This is a genomic window from Arthrobacter sp. SLBN-112 (assembly GCF_006715225.1).
Classification (GTDB): Bacteria; Actinomycetota; Actinomycetes; order Actinomycetales; family Micrococcaceae; genus Arthrobacter.
The window spans coordinates 442,984-465,196 of sequence record NZ_VFMU01000001.1; the positions used below are offsets into that span (position 1 = coordinate 442,984).

Here is a 22,213-nt window from a genome sequence, read left to right on the forward strand (position 1 = left end):
AGGCGGTCCTTTCGAGGCTGTGGAATCGGTCCGGGCCGGGCAGTGCCTGGCCCTGCAGTTCCTACTCTAGGGGGGTCCGCCCTGCCAATGGCACGACAAAAAACTGCACCTCCGGTCCCGGGTGGTTCCCGGTGCCGGAGGTGCATTTTTGTCAGGCGGTTTTGGCTAGGCCCGGGCAGCCTTGCCGGGCAGCGCCAGCTTGAAGACCTTGGCCCAGGACGACCCCACCTGCTTCAGCAGCGGGCCCGTGGTGTACTTCAGGCCGTAACGCTGGCAGATTTCGCGGACCCTGGGCGCCACCTCGGCGTATCGGTTCGAGGGCAGGTCAGGGAAAAGGTGGTGCTCAATCTGGTGCGAGAGGTTGCCGGTCATGAGGTGCATGAACTTGGACCCCGAGATGTTGGCCGAGCCGATCATCTGCCGCACGTACCAGTCGCCGCGGGTTTCCCCGTCAACCATTTCTTCCGTGAAGGTGTCGGTTCCTTCCGGGAAGTGGCCGCAGAAGATGACCGCGTGGGCCCAGACGTTGCGGACGGCGTTGGCAGTGATGGTGCCGAGCAGGGCCTGCTTGGCGGACCCGGTCAGCATGGCGACGGCGGGGGTGGCCGCGTAGTCCTTGGTGAACTGCGTGACAACCTTCTTGCCCAGCGCCTTGAGGTCCTTGAGCAGGGCTTCCTTGGACTTGGTGCCTTCCTTGTACTCGGTCAGCTCGAGGTCGTAGATGGCGATGCCCCACTCGAAGACCGGCGCCAGGATGGCGTTGAACAGCGGGTTGGCCAGGTTGATGGGCTTCCACGGCTGGTTCTCGTCCATCCGGAGGAGGTTGTATCCGACGTCGTTGTCCTTGCCCACCACGTTGGTCCAGCGGTGATGCAGATCGTTGTGAGTGTGCTGCCAGGACCGTGACGGGGTAACGAAGTCCCATTCCCAGGTGGTGGAGTGGATGTCCGGGTCCCGCATCCAGTCCCACTGGCCGTGCAGGATGTTGTGGCCCAGCTCCATGTTTTCCAGGATCTTGGCCAGGCTGAGCAGGGTGGTGCCCGTAACCCAGGCCGCCTTGTTCTTGCTGACCAGCAGGGCTGCGCGGCCGGAGATTTCCAGGCCGCGCTGGATCTTGATCATCCGGCGGATGTAGGCAGCATCCTCGGCCCCGCGCTTACCCAGGATCTCGTCCCGGATGGCGTCGAGTTCGCGGCCAAGCTCGGCCACCTGTTCATCGCTAAGGTGCGCGGCGGCAGGCGGGCGGACGGCGGGGCTGCCGGATTCCGCGAGCTTGCCCGGGCGCGTCCGTGAGGTGCCCGCGCTGGCTCCTCCGGCGGCAGTGGTCTTTGTGGGTGAGATGACAGACATAGATACTGCTCCTCAGAGTTCGAGGTTGACGGGCCCGGCGGCTGCCGAGACACACGTTTGGATCAGTTGACCTGGTTCGCCGTGGATTTCCCCGGTCCGCAGGTCGCGGACCTGGCCGGCCAGGAGCGGAGTGAGGCAGCTGTGGCAGATGCCCATCCGGCAGCCGCTGGGCATCAGCACCCCGGCGTCCTCGCCGATATCCAGGATGGGGGTGTCGCCGTCGGCTTCCACCTCCCGGTCGGACGCTTCAAAGGTGACCAGGCCGCCGTCGTGTCCTACGCCGGCGTTGAAGGTGGTGTTGAAGCGTTCGATCATGAGGTTGCCGGCTTCCCCGGCAACGTCGACGTCGGTCCCGGGCGCCCGGGTGGTCAGCGCAGCGCGCTTCCAGAGGGCTTCGGCGTCGTCCAGGAAACTGTCGGGGCCACAGGCGTAGGCAGCGCGGTCTTTCCAGTCGGGGCAGATCTCGTCCAGTTCCTCGGTGCTGGAGAAGTCCATGCGGCCCTGTTCGCCGGTGTACCAGTGCGCCAGCCGGAAGTTGGGGAACTGGTCAGCGAGTTCGGCCAGCTCTTCACGGAACAGGCTGTCACCCGGGGTACGGGCGGAGTGGACCAGCACGACGTCGGCGTCCGGACGCCGCGGCACCAGCGTACGGATCATGGACATCACCGGAGTGATGCCGCTGCCCGCGGTGACCATCAGGAGGGGGCGGGGGTGTTCCGGAAGCACGAAGTCGCCCTGCGGCGGAGCCAGGAACAGGACGTCACCGGGTTTGGTGGTACGCACCAGGGTGCCGGAGACCGCGCCGACGTCGGTGACGGTGATAGCCGGGTCTTTTCCGGCCGGGGCGCTGAGCGAGTAGGAGCGCCAGTGGCGGACGCCGTCGAGTTCGACGCCGATGCGCGCCCACTGTCCTGCCAGGTGCGCCTTCCAGCCGCGGCCTGGGCGGAAGAAGATGGTGGCCGACTGGGCAGTCTCCTGGACCACCCTGGTCACCACGCCGCGCAGCTGGCGGGCTGAGTAGACAGGGTTGAACAGCGCGAGGATGTCTTCGGGTGCCAACGGGGTAGTCAGCACGGAGGCCGCCTGGGCCAGCTGTCGTAGCCGGATCATGCGGTTAAGCCTAAGGCGGCGCGAGCCATATTTCTCTCTCTCCGTCGTACGACCGTTCCGCAGTCACACAGTAGTAGGGGTACGGAGCCCCCACACCGCACACTTAAAGTGTAACGGTTGGGTCTCGCAAAAGGTTCCGCGCCCTACCGGCTGCGCCACCCCAGCTTCGGGGCCACGTGTTCCACGATGCTGCCCAGCAACTTGGCGTTGAACTCCACACCCAGCTGGTTGGGGACCGTCAGCAGGAGGGTGTCGGCCGCCTGCACTGCCGTATCGGCTGCGAGTTGCTCCGCCAGGAGGTCCGGCGCACCCACGTAGCTCTTCCCGAACCTGGCGGTGAGTCCGTCAATGACGCCCACCTGGTCGCGGCCGTCCCGGAGCGCGCTGCCGGCGAAGTAGTAGTTGTCCTCCTCGTCCACGATGGGAAGGACGCTGCGGCTGACCGAAACACGCGGGGTGTGGGCGTGGCCTGCCGCCGACCACGCGTCCCTGAACAGCTGGATCTGTTCGGCCTGGAGTTCATGGAAGGGAACGCCGGTGTCCTCGGTGAGCAGCGTGGAGCTCATCAGGTTCATGCCCAGTTCCGCGGCCCACACGGCGGTCTTCCTGCTGCCGGCGCCCCACCAGATACGCTCCGGCAGGCCCGGGGACTGGGGCTGGATGGGGAGGAGTCCGGTGGCACCGCCAGCGTACCGGGGGTCCGCCTCAGCCATGCCGGCCCCCGTGATGGCCTTGCGGAAGACGGCGGTGTGGCGCCGGGCCATGTCCGCATCGGTCTCCCCCGGCTGCGGCCGGTAGCCGAAGGCTGACGCGCCTTCCCGGGCGGGCTCGGGTGAACCACGGCTGATGCCCAACTGCAGCCTGCCGCCGCTGATCAGGTCTGCCGCTGCGGCTTCCTCCGCCATGTACAGGGGATTTTCGTAGCGCATGTCGATGACGCCGGTGCCTATTTCGATGCGGCTGGTGCGGGCGGCGATGGCCGACAGGAGGGGGAAGGGCGATGCCTGCTGCCTGGCGAAGTGGTGGACGCGGAAGAATGCACCGTCCACACCGAGTTCTTCAGCGGCAACCGCCAGTTCGATCCCCTGGAGCAGGGCGTCCGCCGCTGTCCTGGTTCGGGAACCCTGGCCGGGGCCCCAGTGGCCGAATGAAAGGAATCCTATGCGCTCCATACCTTCCCCAACTGCGCGGCCGGCGGCGGCATTCCCTGCTGGCATGATGGCTGCGTGGGCGTTCCGGAAGAAATCGTCAGTATTTTCAAGACGATTGTGCTGTTCGTGCTGGCGGCCGCAGCGGAAATCGGCGGCGCCTGGCTGGTGTGGCAAGCCGTCCGCGAAGGCAAGGATTGGTGGTGGGCCGGCCTCGGCGTGATCGCGCTCGGGGCCTACGGCTTCGTGGCCACCCTGCAGCCCGGACGCGCACTTCGGCCGGGTCCTGGCAGCCTATGGCGGAGTGTTTGTGGCAGGTTCCCTGGCATGGGGCATGGCCTTTGACGGCTTCCGCCCGGACCGGTGGGACATCGCGGGATCGCTGGTCTGCCTGCTGGGTGTCGCCGTGATCATGTTTGCCCCGCGGAGCGGCGGATAGGCCACGGCTAAACTGGCCCGGTGACCAACACTGAGCAGCCGCCCGGACCGGCAGGCCCGCCGCCCCCGCGCGGAAAATTCGCCGAACGGCTGCTGCCCGGAGGCGAGGAACCCGACCCCCGCTTCACGCTTGCCAACGAGCGAACGTTCCTGGCGTGGATCCGGACGTCGCTCGCGCTGCTGGCAGGCGGCATTGCCGTCGAGGCGTTCACGTCCGGCCTCTTCATCGAGCCTGTCCGGAAGGGCCTGGCCGTCCTCCTGCTCCTGCTGGGCATGATGCTCAGCGGCGGCGCCGCCATGCGGTGGCTTCGGGTGGAACGGAGCATGCGCACCAAGGCCCCGCTGCCCCTGCCGCTCTTCGTGCCCCTGTTGGCTGGGGCGGGCGCGCTGGCTGCCGCCGTCGTACTGGTCTTTATCCTTTGGCGCTGAGCCGGTGGCATTCCGCGCACCCAGCCACCATGGCGATCCCGGCCTGCAGCCCGAACGGACGGCCCTCGCCTGGGGCCGGACGATGCTGGCGCTGGTGACGGCGAGCGCCTTCTTCCTACGCTGGCTTCCCACCTACGGGCCGCCCATCCTCATACTGCCGGTGATTTCCGGGGGCGCCGCCCTTGCCATTTACCTCACGCAGCGCCGCCGGTACCAGGCCAGGTCCCACGGCCTGGCAGGCGAAAGCATCGAGGCCGACCTGACAGCGGTGTTCTGGACCGCTGCGGCCGGAGTTGTCCTGGGCGGCCTGGGCATTGTGGTGGTACTGCTCAGCTAGAACATCAGTCAGCTAGAACATCGGCAGGACGAAGCCGGCCAGCAGCGCCACCGAGCCGATCGCCGTCAGGCAGCGCCCCAGGACCGAGGCCGTCCTGCCGGCTTCCTCCGGGGTGGTGGTTTGCCATTGGGTTGGGCGTTTGGGGTGGTAGTAGATGGGCAAGGTGTCGCCCACCGCCATGTCCCTGATGTCATAAGGGGACATTGGGGCGTTGTGCACCTGGTGTTTCCGGTCGAACCAGCGGAACCCCACCCCGGTGTGGTCGGAATACACCACGGCCTCGGCCACGTCCCAGGGGTGCACGAAGCGGCGGAGGAATCCGGTGTAGAAGAGCAGTCCCAGTCCGGCGGGCAGGCACAACCAGGTGAGCACTTCCAGGATGGGACCTGCCATATCGAGCGCAGTGGGCATGAAGTTGATGGTACAGCGCGGGGACTGGTGGCTTCAGCACCTGATCCGTACGCTGAAGGAGACCGGACCGGAGAAAGGGGAAGCCATGAACGATCAGGATATTTTGACGCACATCCAGGCCCTGGTGGAGGAGGAGCACTCGCTGCGCGAGGGTTCCGGGGACGGGCAGGCACCGGACCAGGCGCGCCTGAAGTACGTGGAGGAAAGCCTGGACCAGTGCTGGGACCTGCTGCGCCAGCGCCGGGCCAAGAAGGAATCGGGCGAAAACCCGAACGACGCCGAGCCCCGCCCCATCAGCGAGGTTGAGGGCTACCGGCAGTAATGCGGATCGCAGTAGCGCAGATCATCAGCGGCGCCGACACCGCCGCCAACCTTGAACTGGTGTGGGACTACGCCGCCCAGGCCAGCAATGCCGGCGCCCGGTTAGTCGTGTTTCCCGAGGCGGCGATGCGCGCCTTTGGCCACTCGCTGAAGGACATTGCCGAGCCGCTGGACGGCCCCTGGGCCAGCGAGGTCCGCCGGATCGCCAAGGACCTGGACATCACGATCGTGGCCGGCATGTTCACTCCCGGGAAGGACAGCCGTGTCCGCAATACGCTGCTGGTCACCGGCCCCGGGGTGGAAGCGTCCTACGACAAGGTGCATCTTTTTGACGCCTTCGGCTTTACCGAGTCCAAAACGGTTGATGCAGGGGAAGCGCCGGTGACGTTTGAGCTGGACGGGACCGTATTCGGCCTGGCCACCTGCTACGACGTCCGCTTCCCGGGCCTGTTCACGGCAAACGCCAACGCCGGCGCGCAGGTGAACATCGTGTGTGCTTCCTGGGGCGCCGGTGAGGGCAAGGCGGAGCAGTGGGACCTGCTGGTGCGCGCGCGGGCGCTGGACAGCACCACATTTGTGGTTGCCTGTGGCCAGGGTGATCCCGAAACCATTGGCGCAGGTCCCGCGGGTGCAGCTCCCACCGGAGTGGGCCACAGCGCTGTTGTCACCCCCTTGGGCAAACCTGTAGTGGCACTCGGCGGCAAGCCCGAACTCGCGGTCGTCGACATCGATCCCGCAACCGTGGATGACGTCCGGGCCAAGCTGCCGGTGCTGGCCAACGCCCGCAGGTTCTAACCCGTGAGGCGCCGTTCACCGCTCTGAAACAGAAGGCAAAACAGCGTACGACGGCGTTTCTCACCTTGGACGGCCCAGGTGGCCAGTGATAGCGGGGAACCACCAGGAATTCGTTGCCGCGGGCGGCTGCAGCTAGAGGAGCCGTTTACATTCCCGAAACATGGCGGACACGTGAACTTCACGCAGGAGCAATTTGTGTAACGTGGCCGCAACTTTAAGCGGCATTGGCTGAAACACGCGACGCCAAAAATGGAACCCGGGGAAATGCCCCGGGGCCAAACGGGCCCTGGACCACGATCACGTTGCGAAGGGACCCACCGGTGGAAATCACTGCCCAACACGTCTGGCTGATGATTTCGGCCGCCATGGTACTGCTGATGACCCCCGGGCTTGGCCTGTTCTACGGCGGCATGACCCGCGCCAAGGCCGCACTGAACATGATCATGATGAGCTTCATCTCGGCAGGAATCGTGGGCGTGGTCTGGGTTCTCTGGGGTTACTCGATGACCACCGGCGACGGCTTCCTGGGGCTCTTTGGAAATCCCTTCACCAGCTTCGGCCTGCAGAACCTGATGGGTTCGCCGGACCTCCTCAAGGCCGGTTACAGTGCCACGTTCGCCATCATCACCGTGGCCCTCATCAGCGGCGCCATCGCAGACCGCGCCAAGTTCAGCGCCTGGGCTCTGTTCGTACCCGTGTGGATCACGCTGATCTACTGCCCCCTCGCCTACATGGTCTGGGGTGGCGGCCTGATGAGTGCCGGCGGAGCCGTCACCGCAATCTTCGGCCAGGTGATCGATTTCGCCGGCGGCGCTGTAGTGGAAATCAGTTCAGGAACTGCCGCGCTGGTGCTGGCGGTCATTGTGGGCCAGCGCCATGGCTTCGCGAAGGACCCCAACCACCGCCCCCACAACCTGCCCTTCATCATGCTGGGCGCGGCCATCCTGTGGTTCGGCTGGTTTGGCTTCAACGGCGGGGCCGCAACCAGCGTCGAACAGGCCGGCCTCATCTGGATCAACACCCTGGTGGCCCCTGCCGCAGCCATGCTCACCTGGCTGATCACCGAAAAGGTCCGCCACGGGCACCCCACATCCCTGGGGGCCGCCTCCGGCGTGGTGGCCGGCCTGGTGGCCATCACCCCTTCCTGCGCCAACATCAGCCCGGTGGCAGCAATCGGCCTGGGCCTCGTGGCGGGAGCGGCATGCTGCGTTTTCGTGGACCTCAAGTACCGGTTCGGCCTGGACGACTCCCTGGACGTGGTGGGCGTCCACCTGGGTGCCGGCCTCATCGGCACCCTGTCCCTGGGCTTCATCGCCCTGCCCGTGGACGGCCAGGGCGGCGGCCTCTTCTACGGCGGCGGTGTCCAGCAGCTCATCGCCCAGACAGCCGCCGTCGTCATCACCCTGCTCTTGTCCGGAATTGGCACGGCGGTCATTGCCCGGATCATCAACACCACTGTGGGCTTCCGCGTCAGCCATGAGGCCGAGACCGCCGGCGTGGACCTGTTCGAGCACGCCGAGACCGCCTACGCGTTCGGCGAGATCGGTGCAGGCTTCAATCCCCTCCGTCAGGCAGCGGCGCACATCCCCACCGCTGCGGCTCCCGCAGAACGGCTCGCCAAGGAAGACTCCTTCGCGTAGTTCCTAGTCCGCAAGGATCTTGTAAAGCGCGCGGCGGGTTTCGTCCATCTTCTCGACGGCGGCAGCGCGCTGTTCCTGCGTCACACCAGTGCGGAACTGGTGGATGGCGCCCAGGAGCTTGCCGATGCTCTGGTGGAAGTCCCTGTCCGCACTGTCCGGTTCCGCGTTCCAGGCGTTCTCCATCTCCTCGGCATGCTCCGCCACGTAGGCCCTGCCTGCGTTGGTAAGGACGAACTCAGTGCCGCGCCCTTCGCTCAGCGCCTCGATCAGGCCCTCGTCCACCAGCTGCTGCAGCGTGGGGTAGATGGATCCCGGGCTTGGCCGCCACATTCCGCCGGTCTTCGCGGCGATGGTCTTGATCAGTCCGTAACCATTGGAGGGCGCCTCCGCCAGGAGCGAGAGGATGGCTGCGCGGACATCGCCCCGGCTGGCGCGCCGGCCGCCCCGTCCGAAACCCGGACCAAAGCCGGGCCCGAAACCCGGGCCAAAACCGGGTCCAAATCCAGGTCCGAAACCGGGACCGAAGCCTGGACCGCGGTGCCCATGCGGTCCCCTGTGGCCCCTCCCCCGCTCGAAGCGCCCCTTGCCAAACTCCTTGCCAAACTCGGGGCCCTGATTCCTGTCGTCGAATATGCCTTTCATGGTGGCATGGTCCTTTCCTGTTAAGGTCTTCGCTGCCTTATCGGCGATAGTTAACGATATGTCGGTAACTATCGCTGGTCAATGGTTTTGCGTGACCAAATCCTGACGTTCGGCCCTGTTTCAGCCCTTGGCAGGAGCGTATTCTGTTCCCACCTTCAAGGACGAGGGCTGAGGAATGGTGAAGAGGCGGAAGCGCAGGCGCGGCTTTGGCGTGGCCCTGGGACGAATCCTGGGGTTCATTGCAGCGAGTGTGATGTGCGGCGTGCTGGTGGCCAGCCTGGTGGTCCCGGCGGTGGCAGCCGCGGGGATGGGTGTCAGTTCCTCCATTGGCTACTTCGAACGCCTGCCGGAGGAGCTGACGGTGCAGCCGCCGTCGCAGGCTACGAAAGTCCTGACCTCCGACGGGCAGCCAATCGCAACGTTTTATGCGGAAAACCGTGTGCGCGTGCCGCTGGACCAGATGTCGCCCTTCATCAAGGACGGCATTATCGCCATCGAGGACAGCAGGTTTTATGATCACGCAGGGGTGGATCCGCAGGGGATCCTGCGGGCACTGGTGTCCAACCTGACCAAGGGCGGCGAACAGGGCGCATCGACCATCACCCAGCAGTACGTCACCAATGTCCTGAACGAGGCGCAACTTTCGCAGGACAGGCCGGACGAGGTGGTCCTGAACGGGCAGAAGACCCTCGGCGACAAACTGCGGGAGATGAAACTCGCCGTCACCCTGGAGAAGAAGTACACCAAGGACCAGATCCTCGAGGGTTACCTCAACATCGTGTTCTTCAGCAGCAATGCCTACGGAATTGAAGCCGCGGCGCGCTACTTCTTCAGCACCAGCGCGAAAGACCTGACGCTTCCCCAGGCAGCCCTCCTGGCCGGGCTGGTCAACAGCCCCACTCTGTATAACCCCGCCACCAATCCGGACAAGTCCATGGTGCGCCGCAACCAGGTCCTGTCCGAGATGCTGCGCTTGAAGAAGATCACGCAGGCCCAGCACGATGAGGCCGTGGCCGCACCCATCGAGTTGAAGATCACGCCGCAGCAGCAGGGTTGCGCCAATGCGGCCATGGCGCCGTACTTCTGCGACTACATCTCACACCTGATCCTGAACAACCCCGCCTACGGTGCAACGGAGCCTGAACGTGAGCGGAGGCTGTACCGGGGCGGCCTCACCATCATCACCACCTTGGACAGCAGGCTTCAGGCCGCCGCACAGGCCCAGGTGGACGGGACGGCAGGCGCAAATCCGGACCGCTGGGCAGCTTCGCTGGTAACCGTTCAGCCCGGCAGCGGCAAGATCCTGGCGATGGCCCAAAACACCACATTCCTTCCGCAACCCGGCAAGTTCGATACCAACCTGAACTTCAATGTGGATGCCAGGGACGCGCAGGGCAATGACCTGAACGGCGCGGGCGGATTCCAGCCCGGTTCCACCATGAAGCCCTTCACTTTCGCGGAATGGCTGAACGAAGGCAAAGCGATCACCGCCGAAGTGGACGCCTCGCGCCGGGTCTACCCCCTGGGCTTCCCGTGGAAGGACAGCTGCGGCAAAGTGCTGGGAGCCTACAGCACTGCGCAGGCAAACCCTGCCCTTGGTGCTGCCGATGACCTGCAGAACGCGGAAGAGGGCTTCTACCGACGCATGCCCGTCAACTACGGCCTGTACAACTCGATCAACACCGCCACCTTCGCTTCGGCCTCCCAATTGGACTTCTGCGGCATCCAGAAGATGGTGGATGCCGTGGGCCTGCACAGCGGCCTCGACAGCAGCCCTGTCAACATGCACCAACTGGGCAACCTCCTGGGCGGAACCGGCGTTGCCCCCCTCACCCTTGCGAACGCGTTTGCCACTTTCGCCACGGACGGCCGCTATTGCGCACCCATCGCATTGGCTGACATTACGGATGCGGCCGGGGCGAAACTTCCTGCCCAGGCACCGGACTGCCACGACGCCGTGAAACCGGACGTGGCCCGCGGCGTCAACTCGGTGCTGCAGGATGTCCTGAAGAAGGGCTCCGGCGTCTGGATCAACCCCAAAGTGCATGACAAGGTTCCCACCGCGGCCAAAACCGGCACCTCGAACAACAACGGTTCCACCTGGGTGGTGGGGTACACCACCGGCCTGGTCACCGCGTCCTTCTTCGGCGACGCCCTGGAAGGCCAAAAGCGGGCAGGACAGAACGTGACCATCAACGGCACCTTCTACCCACGCCTCGATGGGTTCATGATCGCGGGGCCACAGTGGGCCAACTACATGCTCAAGGTGGCACCGCTTTATCCCGCTGCCCCGTTCGCGCCGCCTCCCGCGTCGATGATCGGCCCCAACCCCAATTACAAACCCTAGGGCCGGTCAGCTGCTCATCGCCGCCGCTGCGGCACTGGCGGCCGTCTCGAACCGGCCGGGTAGTTCGCAGACTGGGACAGGAAAGGCACGACCGCGGTGCCTTCCATAGGGGTTAACGTCGCCGTGAATGTGGTTCCGGGTAGTGGTGGTGCGGTGGAGTGGTAGGTGTGGCCGGTTGGGGTGCAGGTCGCTACCGTGTGCCGCGGGCCGGCGACTGCTTTTGCGGTCCAACCGGGTATTTCTTTGGTGTGGTTGCAGGCTTCGCAGAGGCCCTGCCCGTTACGGGCGCTGGTGGGGCCGCCGTCATGCCAGGCGGTGATGTGGTCGTGGTGGCGGATCGGGGCGTCGCAGTACGGCGTGCGGCAGGTGATATCCCGGACCCGGAGGAAGCGCTTCAACCCCGCCGGAAAGAACCTTGCCTTGGAGTCCATCGCCACCAACTCACCGGCAACCGGAGCTGTGTAGAGCCGCCGGACCCAGAGCTCCAGGTCGTGCCGGCCGGCAATATCGGCGGGGTCTTCGGTGGTGCCGGTGGCTGCAGGGCTGAGGGCGATGTCCCGGGCGGCTGCTGCGGGGATGGTGCCGTAACCGGGAAGCCGTGCCGGTTCGGCATCGGCCTGGAGGAGGGTGCGGTCGGTCATGACGAGCTGGATCTGAACCCCGCTGATCCCGCCCGGGGTACCGGTGACGCGTTCGACGAGGGTGTCGGCCATGACCTGCCCCCGCGACCTCTCATCCCCAGCCGCGCGTGCCGTGTCGGCATCCTTGGTGAGGGCGGTGTAGGCGGCGACTCCTTGGGCGACCGGCAGCAGCGCGGTCAGGTACGTCATGGTGTCCGGGGCCGGGCGCAGGCTCACGCTCCGTTCGGTGGCCGCGCGTGCGGCCCGTTTCGCCACCGAGGCAGGGTCCCGCCGGTATGCCGCGGCCCGGACCGCGGCCACAATGGCCTTATCTCCCCTGCCGTCCAGGGCACCGGTGTCGGCTCCGAGTTCCTCATCCACCCCCGCCCGGTCCTCAGGGGTGAGGCAGATGGTTTCCCTCACAACCAGCGTCACCCGCCACTCATTCAACAACCCACTCCGGAACGCGGCGAAGGTGTGCGGCATCCCGGTCAGGGTTTTGGCCAGGCCCAGCAGCCGGGACCCCCGGGCCGGGGATTCACCCCGGGCCAGCGCGATCTGCGCCGCGACCCCGGCACCCTGCTCAGCGGCCGGGACCCCGGCAGCGGCCTGCTCCCGCCGCTGCTGACAATCAAACGCCACCGCCGTATCAGCCTGACGCGCACCGGCAGCGCACTTCAGGTCCTCCAGCTCCCGCATCTGCTCGATCATCCCCGCACCATTGGAAGCCAGCGGAACAGAACGCAGCAGGGCCAGCACATCAGCAATCGAAGGCGCAGCAGCCGGAAACCGAAGCTCATCCGTGGCAGCCGGAACAGCACATGCGGAGTGCGGCGGAACAGCAGCCAACAGCCCCTGAGGCTCTGCCTCCAGTACCGCCGCCACCCCCAACACCACTTCCATAACCAAAGTCTTCCACTAAGGCCAGACAACACCAGCCACCCAGAACCCCTATGTGGAAAAACAACTTTTGGCCGCTGCCGTCGCACCCCTCTGGCAGCATGGGGGACGTGAAGATCCTTGAGACCAAGCGGCTTATCCTGCGTCCATGGCAGCCGGACGACGCCGCGTTTGTGCTGGACCTCTACTCCCGCTGGGAGGTGCAGCGCTTCATCGGCAGCCATCCGCGGATCATGACCAGCATTGCCGAGGCCCGGGAGCGCATCGATATCTGGCGCAGGCTGGACCATCCCATCCACGCCGTCTGGGCCGTCCAGCTCAAGGACACGACCGAAAAACCAAAGCAGGACAAGGCCTCCGTCCGGCTCGCCGGGACCTTGCTCCTCAAGTCCATCCCGGCGTCGGGCTCTAAACTGCCCCTCCAGCCTTCGGGTGATACGGAAATTGGCTGGCACTTCCACCCGGACCACTGGGGGAACGGCTACGCCACGGAGGCGTCTCAGGCGGTTCTCAATCTTGCGTTCAGCAGCGGATTGCCGCGGGTTGTGGCGGTAACAAACCCCGCCAACACAGCATCGCAACGGGTTTGCACCAGGATCGGGCTGGTTCACCGGGGGCAGACCGACAAGTACTACAACGCCCGCTGTGAGCTGTTTGAGCGGTGGAACGCCGTCTCCTAGCCTGTCCCCTTCCACAGCCGCTTCCACCAGGAACGCCCCTGCTCCGGCTCGGCAGGAGGTTCCACAACCCGCGCCGCACGCCGGCTGCGCCAGCGCTCCACCTCGTCCTCCACCTCACGGGTCTTGGTGATCACGGGCGGCCCGCCCTGCAGCTGGCGGCGGGCATCGATCACCCGCCGGTTGAAATCCTGCAGGAGATCCCGGACCTGCTGTTCCGTGTATTGGGCGTCCAGCTTGGCATCGAGTTCAGCATCCTCGGTGCGGAGCAGGATGGCAGCCGGGCCCAGGCCGCTGATGTTCTCCCGCTGGATCAAACCCTTGACCCACCAGTCGGGATCGTAGGATTCGCCCAGGCCGGGGATCGGCTTGCCCGCGTACTTGAGGTTGTCGAACTTGCCATGCGCCATGGCGTCCCGGACCAGGTATTCGGCGCGGGCGGCGTCGCTGACTTTCCTGCGCTTCTCCCGCTCCTGGGCGTCGAGGGCATCCAGAGCGGCTTCCTCCTCGGCGCTGATGCCCGCCCCGCGGTACGAGCGGAGCTCCGCCGCCCTTTCCAGGCGCTTCCGGAAATCCCCTGCCGCGCCGCTCATCGCTGCCACCGCCTTCCCTCGGGCTGCCCACCTTCCAGTATTTCAGCGGCGGGCGTGCTCTATCAACGCCCAAAGGTGGGTGGACGACGGCGGGACGTCCCGCCGTCGTCCACTTACCCGGCGCCGTGGCGAAGGTTCGTTACGACCGGTCAGGCGTTGGCGTGCTCCGCGAGGATGCCATCCATCTGGCCCACGGCCTCCTTGAGGCCCTCTTCCATGCCCATCTGCATCATCTGCTCCAGCTGTTCCTCGGACTCAAACGTGGACAGGATGGTCATTCTGGTCCGCTCCCCCGCGGACTCAATGGTGACTGTTGCGTGGGAAATGCCCAGCTCACCCGTGGGATTGCCGTCGTTGTCCGCAAAACCGTCATTGAACTCGAGCCGGCCCGGCGCTTCGATGTTGGTGAACTCCCACCAGCCGTGCGCCTTATCCCCTTCCGGGCCGGTCATGTAGTAGCTGGCCTTGCCGCCCGGCACGAAGTCATGCTTGTAGAAGGTGGCCGGGTAGGTGGGCGGGCCCCACCAGCGCTCCAGCTGCCGCGGGTCCTCGAAGAGCTGCCAGACGCGTTCCACGCCGGCGTCGAATTCGGCAACCAAGGTGAGGCTCAGAGCCTCGGGGTTCTTATCCGTACTGATGACTGTCATGGCAATGCCTTCCTAACCTTCAGCGAGAATGTCTGCCATCCTGGCGGCGCGCTGCCGCCAGATGTGTTCATATTCATCGAGCAGCCGCCGGGCTTTTTGCAGTCCTTCGTGATTGCCCCGCACGATTTGCTCCCTTCCGCGTTTTTCCTTGGTCACCAAGGATGCGCGCTCCAACACGGCCACGTGCTTCTGGACGGCCGCGAAGCTCATGGCGTAGAGGGCTGCCAGGCCCGAGACGGAGTACTCGCCGACAGTGACCCGGCGGACGATGTCCCGCCGGGTGGAATCGGCGAACGCCTGGAAGAGGCGGTCCAGTTCGGTCTCATTCAGCTGATCTACAACCATTTGGTTGTAGATTAGCCCTCGCGTCGACGTGCGTCAATGGGTTTTTGTTCGGCATCCATTCGGCAGCCATCCGGCGTTGGACCCAACGGCCGCGGCTGCCCTGCTGGTGCCGGTATCTTGAACCCCATGAGCATTTTCCTCGCCGGCGCGGGGCCGGATCCGCTGGCATTCCCGGAAGTCTTTGACCGGTTCACACTCAACGTCCGGGAGCATGCCGGCGGGGACCGGCAGGCACGCATTGCTGTCGCAGTGCACCACGGCGATGGAAACCTGCACGAGCTCGTGGCGGCCTACGCGGAACCGCTCCGCGCCAGGATCGAGTGCGAAATAGTGCCCATTCCGCTCCTGACGGGAAAGCATGCCGATGCTGCCGCCTTCGACGAAGTGGATGCCATCGTGGTGGGTGGCGGTTTGACGCCGGCCTACTGGAAGGCGCTTCACCCGCTGGCCGCAGCCATCAGGAGAAAGGTGGCCGACGGCGCGCCCTACCTGGGATTTTCCGCCGGCGCCATGGTGGCATCCCGGCGGACGTTGGTTGGCGGATACCGGATCAACGGGGTGGAAGTATGCGGCCAGGAGTGCTCGGAAGGCCTGGACTCAGTGGATATCCGGGAGGGCCTGGGGCTTGCCGCGTTTTCTGTGGATGTCCACGCGGCGCAGGCCGGGACGCTGAGCCGGGCGGTGGGCGCCGTGGCGGCGGGTCTGATGGAGAGGGCCGTGGCCATAGACGAAAGCACAGCCGTTGTTCTGCCGGCGCCGGGAGACCTGGACTACGACGTCATCGGCAGCGGGAACTGCTGGGACATCCACCGAACCGGAGGGGCCGCCACCGCCGTCGTCGTCCGCTCGGCGACCTGACCGGGCCGGGCCGGAACAAGGCTGGCGCAAACGTACGGGCTATGAGTCGAAGTGGGTGCGGACGCTGCTGCCGGACAGCTGCTCGATCAGTTCCCTGGCAACATCCCGAAGCTTGCGGTTGCGGTTGCTGGAGACCTTGGTGAGGATTTCCATGGCTTCCTCCTGCGAGCACCGGTTCTGCGCCATGATGACACCACAGGCCAGATTGATGGCAGTCCTGCTCTCAAGGGCGGCCTCAAGATCTTCGGCCCGGTTCTCTATGGTGTTGATGCGCACGGAGAGTTGCATGGTGTTGTGCACCGCCCCAGCGAAACCCACTGCCTTGTCGTAGACATCCGCTGTGAACACATGTGGTTTGGTTGCGAAAAAGTTCAAGGCCGCCCTGGCATCACCCGTGATTTCCAGCGGCACGCCAAGGGAGCTGCGCACGTTGTGCTCTGCCAGCTTTTCGTTGAATTCAGGCCACCTCGGATCTTTTGCGACATCATCGATCATGATGGGAGTCATTTCCCGGAGGGCACGGACGCAAGGCCCATCGCCCAACATCTGCTCGATGTGGTCAAGTTCCACGGCACGTGCACTGCTGCCGGCTGCAGTGGTGGGCCGACGACGGAGCTTGAGGGTGACGGCGCACTCGATCGTATCGTCCGCAGCTTCGGAGACCGCGGCGGCAGCCATCTCCGAGAGCCCGGACAGGAAATCCACAATGCCCTCGGCGCCCACCAGGATTTCCTGCAGCTGGCGCACGGACTCGTTATCTGCTGACGTCGACATGGAGCAATCTTACTGTCACAAGGCGCAGGCCGCATGGAGGCGTCAAAGGGTTGGCATATGCTGGAGAAATGCCCCAGCATCTCCCCCTTGACGAGCTCAGCACCGTTATCGCTCGCATCCAGGGACTGTTGTTAACGGAAGAAAAGGTGGGCACCGCGGTGAGCCTCCTGGCCCAGGCGGCCAAGGACTCAGTCCCCGGCACCATTGGCGCCGGTGTCTCCCTGCTGGATTCCAGGGGCCGCCGTACCAGCAGCGGCTACACGGACAGGGTGGTGGAACAAGCGGATGCCGCCCAGTACCGGCACGGTGAAGGCCCCTGTCTGACGGCCTGGGCAGCAGAGACTCCCGTCCTGGTCCAGGACCTCCACGACGACTCGCGCTGGCCGCTGTGGCGGGATTCCGTGCGGGACCTGCCCATCCGGTCTGTGGTCAGCGCCCCATTGATAGCCGGCAAGGAAACGCTCGGCGCCATCAAGCTGTACGCGGCCACCCCATCCGCCTATGACGCGGGGAGCGTGCGGCTGCTTCAACTGTTCGCCGCACCGGCGGCCACCCTCCTGTCGCATATCCAGGGGACCGAGGCTCCGCACAAGATGACGGAGGCACTGCGAACGTCGCTTCACAGCAGGGATGTCATCAACCGCGCCTGCGGTGTCCTGATGGAACGCCGGGGCACAACGCACCAGGCGGCGCTGCAGCAGCTGATGAACCAGGCGCGGCAGGAGCGCACGACCCTGCTCAACGTCAGCGAATCCATCCTGGCCGGGACGCCGGCGTCCGGGATTTAGGCAGCGCGGATGGGTTTTGATCCACACGAACCAGAGCAAAGACGCCGGCTCCGCGCAGCCATCAGGGCAGCAGACATTTCCGTGCCTGAGCTGTGGTTGAAGTACTTTGGCATGTCCGGGGACGCAGGCGAGTACGAGGTGGAGGCCTACCTTCAGGGCCTTCTCTCGCTGCCGCCGGTCCAGCGCGACCTGCTGGCACTGGCTGCGAACGAACTGATTGACGAGCGGCCCCGGCCGCGGGCGCCGTACTCCAATGACTTCACATCCGAGCCGCGGGCCGCAGAAGGAAATGACGACGGCGGCAGCCAGCCAGATGCCGCCCCACCCCGCCCCTAGCTTCCGGCTTCCCGCCAGAAGGACTTGAGGCCCTGTTCGGAACCCCTGCACAGGCGTAGTGTCGAACAGAGGAGATTTCCGGACACAGCATCCGGACATTGAATTCCGGGCCTTCCGCATCGAGAGCAGGAGGCCGACAGCCAGCAGCAACAGTCACTGGCGCAACTAGGGATCGAGGCCCTATGGCCCACAGCGATGCAATCACCACGGCGGACGAGTATCAGGACTTACTGCTCAACACTCCGGAGTTTTCCAAGTTCCTCCTGGGCCTGGCGACCATATCGGCATCGCAGCTGGGGGGTGACGGTGCTCCAGTGGAATGTACGGTCACCGTGGAGCGCGACGGCGCGCTGTCCACCTTTGCCTACAGCAGTGAAGAGGGCCGCCGGCTGGACGAGACGCAATACTCCGTTGGCACCGGACCTTGCCTCACCGCCCTCCGGGAGCAGCACACGGTATTGATTGAAGACCTGGAGCTTGACCAGAGGTGGACCCCGTATACCAATGCCGTTGCAAAGCTGGGTGTCCGTTCGGCCCTGGCAGTCCCCATCCACACGGATCCCCTATCCCAGGCGGCCCTGAACTGCTACGCGCATACCGTCCACGCGTTCGGCCAGGACACCGTCAAGCTGGTGGAGGACCAGGCCGCGTCGATGTCCCGCATCCTGCGGCTCGCCCTGCGGCTCCACGCCCCTGAAGTCTTCCCCGAGGACCTCCGCGCTGCGCTTAGATCCCGAGCGGTAGTGGACGCGGCCATTGCGCTGGTGATGCTCCAGGCCCGCGGCAGCCGGGATGGCGCACTGGAGCTCCTCCAGGCCGCCGCCAAGTCGGGCAACCGCCGGATCCAGGAAATTGCGCAGGAGATCGTGGCAAGGGGAAGCTTCAGCGCTGGTCCGGGTAAGGGGGAAGCATGAATGCCGAATGGACCTGGGGTCCGGACCAGCTGATCGAAGCCGACGAGCAGCGGCATGGAGCAGCACGCCGCTTCCAGGACACCGGCGTTCCACTCCTGAAGTTGTGGACGTATTACTACGGCATCGGCGGGGACGTGGACGAGCTGTCGCTCGACGCCTACCTCAACGAAGCCCTGCACCTCCCCGCGGCCCAGGTGGGACTCGTGAACACTGCCATGACCGAACTGACATCGGATGATGCCGAATGACGGACAACAAGGGACCGCTGCAGGAACCTGGTGGCCTGGCCGGTCCGGACTCCGAACAGTCCTTCCAGCGATTGGTCCTGGAGAGCCGCGACGTCCGTGACTTCCTCGCGGAACTGGCCGTCAGGGCAGCGTCACGGTTGTCCGTACCGGGAAATACCATCCACAGTGGAGTGACCGTCATCCGCCGCAGGAGGCCCCAGGCCGTAGCTGCCAGCGATGCCGCGGCCAGGGCCCTTGACGAATTGCAGAACGGGTTCGGCGATGGCCCCTGCCTCACGGCGCTGCGAAAACGAACTACCCTCCTGGTTCCCAACCTGGCCACTGAAAAGCGCTGGGAGCCCTATGTCAGGGCCGCCCTGGAGCAGGGGGTTTCGTCGATCCTTGCCGTTCCGCTGGATCTCGCAGGGGAGGCGGAGGCCGTACTCAACCTTTACTCCGGCTGCAGCAACGGGTTCTCGGCCGAAGACATCAGCACAGTGGAGGCGTTTGCCCGGCAGGCAGCCGGCGCCATCCGACTAATCCTGCGGATCACCCAACTGAACGAAGCACGGGAAGACATGTCCGCAGCCATGCAGTCCCGCACCGTCATCGACATGGCCATCGGCGCCATCATGGCTGAAAACAGGTGCGCCCGGGACGAAGCCTTCAACATCCTCACCCGGGCTTCCAGCGCGCGCAACATCAAACTCAGGGACGTGGCAGCGTCAGTCATCACCTCGATCTCCGGGGAAGAGAAGATTCCAACCCATTTCAGCGAGTAGGACAGTGTGTCGTCGCTCACAGGTGATGAGAATCACTCGCAATAATTGAGTGTTTCGGTTGAGCCGGCTATTCCCCGTTGGGCACTATGGATAGGCAGGGCCGGGAACATCCGCCCTTGACATCCTGGTGACGCAACGAGGCCCACCGGTGAGCACAGGCCACCGACCCTCAGAGCGCGGACAGGCCATTGACCGGACTTAACCCCGGCTTGATACAGGAAAGTACTGAACAATGACGTTTAACACTGCCGAATCCGTGACCCTGAAGATCTGGGACCGTGCCGCACTCCACGAGACCCTGGATTCCGCGGTTACCGATCTTTCGTCCCGCCACAACACCACCACGTGCCGGATCGCGGTCACCTGCAGCGGCCCCAACACCTTCACGCTGAGCGTGCGCGGCGAAGAGCCGGCACTGGTCCTCTAAGGAGTCCAGCACCAAAGGGAGCGGACGACGCCGGACACCACCCGGCGTCGTCCGCTCTTTTCCTGCCCTTGGAAGGGCGTAGCATTCGTCAGGTACGCGCAGCAGGACGGGGAGGTCAGATGGATACCCAGCACAAGGCCAGCCGCTTCAATCCAGGGTCCCTGGCAGTCCCGGTCATCCAGGCGCCTATGGCCGGCGGACCCTCCACCCCGCAACTCGCTGCGGCCGTCAGTGCCGCCGGCGGGTTGGGGTTCCTGGCGGCTGGCTACAAGACCGCTGCCGCCATGCGCTCCGAGATCGAAGCCGTCCGCTCGCTCACGGACCGGCCCTTCGGGGTCAACCTGTTCGTCCCCCAACCGTCGGTCATCAGCCCTGGGTCCCTGCAGCAGTACGCGGCGTCCCTGGCCGCCGACGCCGAGCGGTTCGGTGTCACCCTGGGAAAGCCACGGCATGACGACGACGACTGGGACAAGAAGCTCGAGGTTCTGCTGGAGCTCGCACCGGCAGTTGTTTCGTTCACCTTCGATGTTCCCGGTGCCGGGGTTGTCGAAGCGCTCCACAAGCGCGGCGCCTATGTGGTGGCCACGGTGACGGATCGCGGGGAGGCGCTCCGGGCGCTTGCCCAGGGCGCCGACGCCCTTTGCGTCCAGGGCCCGGAAGCCGGCGGCCACCGGGGAACGTTCAACGCGGCTGCTCCGCCTACCACGGTGCCCCTGCATGGCATCCTCGAAGAGCTGGCCGATCTTGACGTGCCGCTCATCGCCGCAGGCGGAATTGGGACGCGGGAGGATACGCGGGCTGCGCTCGACGTCGGCGCGGCTGCGGTCCAGGCGGGAACGGCTTTCCTCTTGGCCGATGAAGCAGGAACCAAGGCGGCGCACCGCGCCGCATTGTCGTCGGCCGGGCGCTTCACCACCACCGCCGTCACCCGCGCTTTTTCAGGACGCAATGCCCGCGGCCTTTACAACGAATTCATGCGCCGCCATGACGCGGATGCCCCGTACGGGTACCCGGAGATCCACCACCTGACCACTCCCCTGCGGGCCGCCGCCGCAGCCGCTGGAGAGCCGGACTGGCTGAACCTGTGGGCTGGCATCAACTACCGGCACACCATGGAAGGCCCCGCGGCGGCGGTCCTGAAGAGTCTCGCGCCGTAAGGCGCTGCACCGCCCCCTGCCACGAACGACGGCGGGCCGGCCCCTTTCGAAGCCGGCCCGCAGTGCGTGGGTGGTGCTTTAGAGGGTGGCGGTGTCGATCACGAAGCGGTACCGGACGTCCGAGGCGAGGACGCGCTCGTAGGCCTCGTTGATCTTCTCTGCCGGGATGACCTCGATCTCGGCGCCCAGGCTGTGCTCGGCGCAGAAGTTGAGCATTTCCTGGGTCTCGCGGATGCCGCCGATCATGGAACCGGCAAACGAGCGGCGGCCGCCGATCAGTGCGAAGGCGTTGACGGGGAGCGGCTCGGCGGGGGCACCGACGTTCACCAGGGCGCCGTCGAGCTTCAGCAGGCCCAGGTAGGAGCTGATGTTGATCGAGGCGCTCACGGTGTTGATGATCAGGTCGAAGCTGCCCGCGAGGTCGCTGAAGGTGTTCTCGTCGCTGGTGGCGTAGTAGTGGTCTGCACCAAGCTTCAGGCCGTCTTCCTGCTTCTTCAGCGACTGGGACAGAACCGTTACGTCGGCGCCCATGGCGTGGGCGAGCTTGACGGCCATGTGGCCCAGGCCGCCGAGGCCGACGACGGCGACCTTCTTGCCGGGCCCGGCGCCCCAGTGGCGCAGCGGGGAGTAGGTGGTGATGCCGGCGCACAGCAGCGGTGCCGCGACGTCGAGCTCGATGCCCTCGGGAATGGTCACCACGAAGTCCTCGGTCACCACGACGTGAGTGGAGTAGCCGCCCTGGGTGATGGTTCCATCGCGGTCAACGGCGCCGTACGTGCCGACATTTCCCTTGAGGCAGTACTGTTCCTCGCCCTTCTGGCAGTTGACGCACTCCTTGCAGGAGTTGACCATGCAGCCAACACCAACGCGTTCGCCAACGGCGTGCTTGGTCACGGCCGCTCCCACCTCGGTAACGATGCCTGCGATCTCGTGGCCGGGAACCAGCGGGTACTGCTGCGGGCCCCAGTCGCCGCGGACGGTGTGGATGTCCGAGTGGCAGATGCCGGCGAACTTGATCTCGATCATGACGTCATGGGGACCCACTTCGCGGCGCTCGATGGTGGTTGCCACCAGGTCCTCCGTGGCGGACGGGGATGCATAAGCCTTGACGGTAGTCATGGTTCTCCTGTGATCTGTTGGGGGATTATTGAAATGCTACCGGGGTTGTTCGGATCAAACCCAGGAAAAAGTGGGGCCAAC

At 65.4% G+C, this 22,213-nt stretch carries 26 protein-coding genes and 1 pseudogene; 16 read left to right on the forward strand and 11 right to left on the reverse strand.

All coding sequences use genetic code 11. The features are described from left to right. Positions 1-165 precede the first annotated feature (165 nt). The 3 genes from FBY33_RS02100 to FBY33_RS02110 form a co-directional block, all read right to left on the reverse strand. Positions 166-1,350, reverse strand: a complete 1,185-nt coding sequence (locus tag FBY33_RS02100; protein ID WP_142029082.1) for a fatty acid desaturase family protein — start codon at positions 1,348-1,350, stop codon at positions 166-168. Between the two features lie 12 nt (positions 1,351-1,362). Further along, entirely contained in the window at positions 1,363-2,460 is a 1,098-nt protein-coding gene (locus FBY33_RS02105; protein ID WP_142029083.1) for a ferredoxin reductase, read from the reverse strand. Between the two features lie 143 nt (positions 2,461-2,603). Next, positions 2,604-3,632 carry an LLM class flavin-dependent oxidoreductase gene (locus FBY33_RS02110; RefSeq protein ID WP_142029084.1) on the reverse strand — a complete coding sequence of 343 codons (1,029 nt, stop codon included), beginning with the start codon at positions 3,630-3,632 and terminating at the stop codon, positions 2,604-2,606. 81 nt (positions 3,633-3,713) lie between these two features. Here FBY33_RS02110 and FBY33_RS02115 point away from each other — a divergent pair. The 3 genes and pseudogenes from FBY33_RS02115 to FBY33_RS02125 all read left to right on the forward strand — a co-directional run bounded on the left by FBY33_RS02115 (position 3,714) and on the right by FBY33_RS02125 (position 4,812). Further along, positions 3,714-4,047 (forward strand): annotated as a pseudogene (locus FBY33_RS02115) (YnfA family protein). 20 nt (positions 4,048-4,067) lie between these two features. Beyond that, positions 4,068-4,475, forward strand: coding sequence for a YidH family protein (locus FBY33_RS02120; RefSeq protein ID WP_142029085.1), 408 nt, complete (start codon positions 4,068-4,070; stop codon positions 4,473-4,475). 4 nt (positions 4,476-4,479) lie between these two features. Further along, positions 4,480-4,812 carry a DUF202 domain-containing protein gene (locus tag FBY33_RS02125; RefSeq protein ID WP_142029086.1) on the forward strand — a complete coding sequence of 111 codons (333 nt, stop codon included), beginning with the start codon at positions 4,480-4,482 and terminating at the stop codon, positions 4,810-4,812. 12 nt (positions 4,813-4,824) lie between these two features. Here the strand turns inward: FBY33_RS02125 and FBY33_RS02130 are convergent, their stop codons facing one another. Then, positions 4,825-5,223, reverse strand: a complete 399-nt coding sequence (locus FBY33_RS02130; RefSeq protein WP_142029087.1) for a hypothetical protein — start codon at positions 5,221-5,223, stop codon at positions 4,825-4,827. An 85-nt stretch (positions 5,224-5,308) separates the two neighbouring features. Here FBY33_RS02130 and FBY33_RS02135 point away from each other — a divergent pair, with 85 nt between their 5' ends. The 3 genes from FBY33_RS02135 to FBY33_RS02145 all read left to right on the forward strand — a co-directional run bounded on the left by FBY33_RS02135 (position 5,309) and on the right by FBY33_RS02145 (position 7,979). Beyond that, on the forward strand, positions 5,309-5,545 hold the full coding sequence (locus tag FBY33_RS02135) for a DUF2630 family protein (RefSeq protein WP_142029088.1): 237 nt from the start codon (positions 5,309-5,311) through the stop codon (positions 5,543-5,545). Beyond that, positions 5,545-6,339, forward strand: a complete 795-nt coding sequence (locus FBY33_RS02140) for a carbon-nitrogen hydrolase family protein (protein WP_142029089.1) — start codon at positions 5,545-5,547, stop codon at positions 6,337-6,339. The genes FBY33_RS02135 and FBY33_RS02140 overlap by 1 nt, the downstream gene beginning before the upstream one ends. A gap of 320 nt (positions 6,340-6,659) precedes the next feature. Further along, positions 6,660-7,979: an ammonium transporter gene (locus FBY33_RS02145; protein ID WP_142029090.1), complete on the forward strand. Its 1,320-nt coding sequence runs from the start codon at positions 6,660-6,662 to the stop codon at positions 7,977-7,979. Positions 7,980-7,982: 3 nt separating this feature from the next. Here the strand turns inward: FBY33_RS02145 and FBY33_RS02150 are convergent, their stop codons facing one another. Continuing rightward, positions 7,983-8,621 carry a PadR family transcriptional regulator gene (locus tag FBY33_RS02150; protein WP_142029091.1) on the reverse strand — a complete coding sequence of 213 codons (639 nt, stop codon included), beginning with the start codon at positions 8,619-8,621 and terminating at the stop codon, positions 7,983-7,985. Between the two features lie 175 nt (positions 8,622-8,796). Here FBY33_RS02150 and FBY33_RS02155 point away from each other — a divergent pair, with 175 nt between their 5' ends. Further along, entirely contained in the window at positions 8,797-10,968 is a 2,172-nt protein-coding gene (locus tag FBY33_RS02155; RefSeq protein ID WP_142029092.1) for a transglycosylase domain-containing protein, read from the forward strand. 14 nt (positions 10,969-10,982) lie between these two features. On the opposite strand, the gene FBY33_RS02160 is transcribed toward FBY33_RS02155, so the two are convergent. Next, positions 10,983-12,491, reverse strand: a complete 1,509-nt coding sequence (locus FBY33_RS02160; RefSeq protein WP_235010342.1) for an HNH endonuclease — start codon at positions 12,489-12,491, stop codon at positions 10,983-10,985. A gap of 98 nt (positions 12,492-12,589) precedes the next feature. Here FBY33_RS02160 and FBY33_RS02165 point away from each other — a divergent pair, with 98 nt between their 5' ends. Beyond that, complete coding sequence (locus FBY33_RS02165) at positions 12,590-13,168, forward strand: GNAT family N-acetyltransferase (RefSeq protein WP_200831298.1); 579 nt, start codon at positions 12,590-12,592, stop codon at positions 13,166-13,168. On the opposite strand, the gene FBY33_RS02170 is transcribed toward FBY33_RS02165, so the two are convergent. From FBY33_RS02170 to FBY33_RS02180, 3 genes are all read right to left on the reverse strand, one after another. Next, on the reverse strand, positions 13,165-13,758 hold the full coding sequence (locus FBY33_RS02170; protein ID WP_142032454.1) for a J-domain-containing protein: 594 nt from the start codon (positions 13,756-13,758) through the stop codon (positions 13,165-13,167). The two genes, FBY33_RS02165 and FBY33_RS02170, sit on opposite strands and share 4 nt — an antisense overlap. A 149-nt stretch (positions 13,759-13,907) precedes the next feature. Beyond that, positions 13,908-14,405: an SRPBCC family protein gene (locus FBY33_RS02175; protein ID WP_142029094.1), complete on the reverse strand. Its 498-nt coding sequence runs from the start codon at positions 14,403-14,405 to the stop codon at positions 13,908-13,910. A 12-nt stretch (positions 14,406-14,417) separates the two neighbouring features. After that, positions 14,418-14,750 (reverse strand): ArsR/SmtB family transcription factor, encoded by a 333-nt coding sequence (locus FBY33_RS02180; protein WP_142029095.1) that lies wholly within the window; start codon positions 14,748-14,750, stop codon positions 14,418-14,420. Positions 14,751-14,876: 126 nt separating this feature from the next. Here FBY33_RS02180 and FBY33_RS02185 point away from each other — a divergent pair, with 126 nt between their 5' ends. Beyond that, positions 14,877-15,608, forward strand: a complete 732-nt coding sequence (locus FBY33_RS02185; RefSeq protein WP_142029096.1) for a Type 1 glutamine amidotransferase-like domain-containing protein — start codon at positions 14,877-14,879, stop codon at positions 15,606-15,608. Between the two features lie 39 nt (positions 15,609-15,647). On the opposite strand, the gene FBY33_RS02190 is transcribed toward FBY33_RS02185, so the two are convergent. After that, positions 15,648-16,382: a GAF and ANTAR domain-containing protein gene (locus FBY33_RS02190; RefSeq protein WP_142029097.1), complete on the reverse strand. Its 735-nt coding sequence runs from the start codon at positions 16,380-16,382 to the stop codon at positions 15,648-15,650. 68 nt (positions 16,383-16,450) lie between these two features. Between FBY33_RS02190 and FBY33_RS02195 the strand changes: the two genes are divergently transcribed. From FBY33_RS02195 to FBY33_RS02225, 7 genes are all read left to right on the forward strand, one after another. Then, positions 16,451-17,170 (forward strand): GAF and ANTAR domain-containing protein, encoded by a 720-nt coding sequence (locus FBY33_RS02195; protein WP_142029098.1) that lies wholly within the window; start codon positions 16,451-16,453, stop codon positions 17,168-17,170. A gap of 9 nt (positions 17,171-17,179) precedes the next feature. After that, a complete protein-coding gene (locus FBY33_RS02200; protein WP_142029099.1) occupies positions 17,180-17,506 on the forward strand; it encodes a hypothetical protein in 327 nt (108 codons plus the stop codon). Between the two features lie 182 nt (positions 17,507-17,688). Next, a complete protein-coding gene (locus tag FBY33_RS02205; RefSeq protein WP_142029100.1) occupies positions 17,689-18,420 on the forward strand; it encodes a GAF and ANTAR domain-containing protein in 732 nt (243 codons plus the stop codon). Then, positions 18,417-18,668, forward strand: coding sequence for a hypothetical protein (locus tag FBY33_RS02210; protein WP_142029101.1), 252 nt, complete (start codon positions 18,417-18,419; stop codon positions 18,666-18,668). The genes FBY33_RS02205 and FBY33_RS02210 overlap by 4 nt, the downstream gene beginning before the upstream one ends. Further along, positions 18,665-19,429: a GAF and ANTAR domain-containing protein gene (locus FBY33_RS02215; RefSeq protein ID WP_142029102.1), complete on the forward strand. Its 765-nt coding sequence runs from the start codon at positions 18,665-18,667 to the stop codon at positions 19,427-19,429. The genes FBY33_RS02210 and FBY33_RS02215 overlap by 4 nt, the downstream gene beginning before the upstream one ends. A 232-nt stretch (positions 19,430-19,661) precedes the next feature. Beyond that, positions 19,662-19,856: a hypothetical protein gene (locus tag FBY33_RS02220; RefSeq protein ID WP_056329973.1), complete on the forward strand. Its 195-nt coding sequence runs from the start codon at positions 19,662-19,664 to the stop codon at positions 19,854-19,856. A 119-nt stretch (positions 19,857-19,975) separates the two neighbouring features. Continuing rightward, positions 19,976-21,013 (forward strand): nitronate monooxygenase, encoded by a 1,038-nt coding sequence (locus FBY33_RS02225; RefSeq protein ID WP_142029103.1) that lies wholly within the window; start codon positions 19,976-19,978, stop codon positions 21,011-21,013. Positions 21,014-21,091: 78 nt separating this feature from the next. On the opposite strand, the gene FBY33_RS02230 is transcribed toward FBY33_RS02225, so the two are convergent. Next, entirely contained in the window at positions 21,092-22,132 is a 1,041-nt protein-coding gene (locus FBY33_RS02230) for an NAD(P)-dependent alcohol dehydrogenase (protein WP_142029104.1), read from the reverse strand. Positions 22,133-22,213 lie beyond the last annotated feature (81 nt).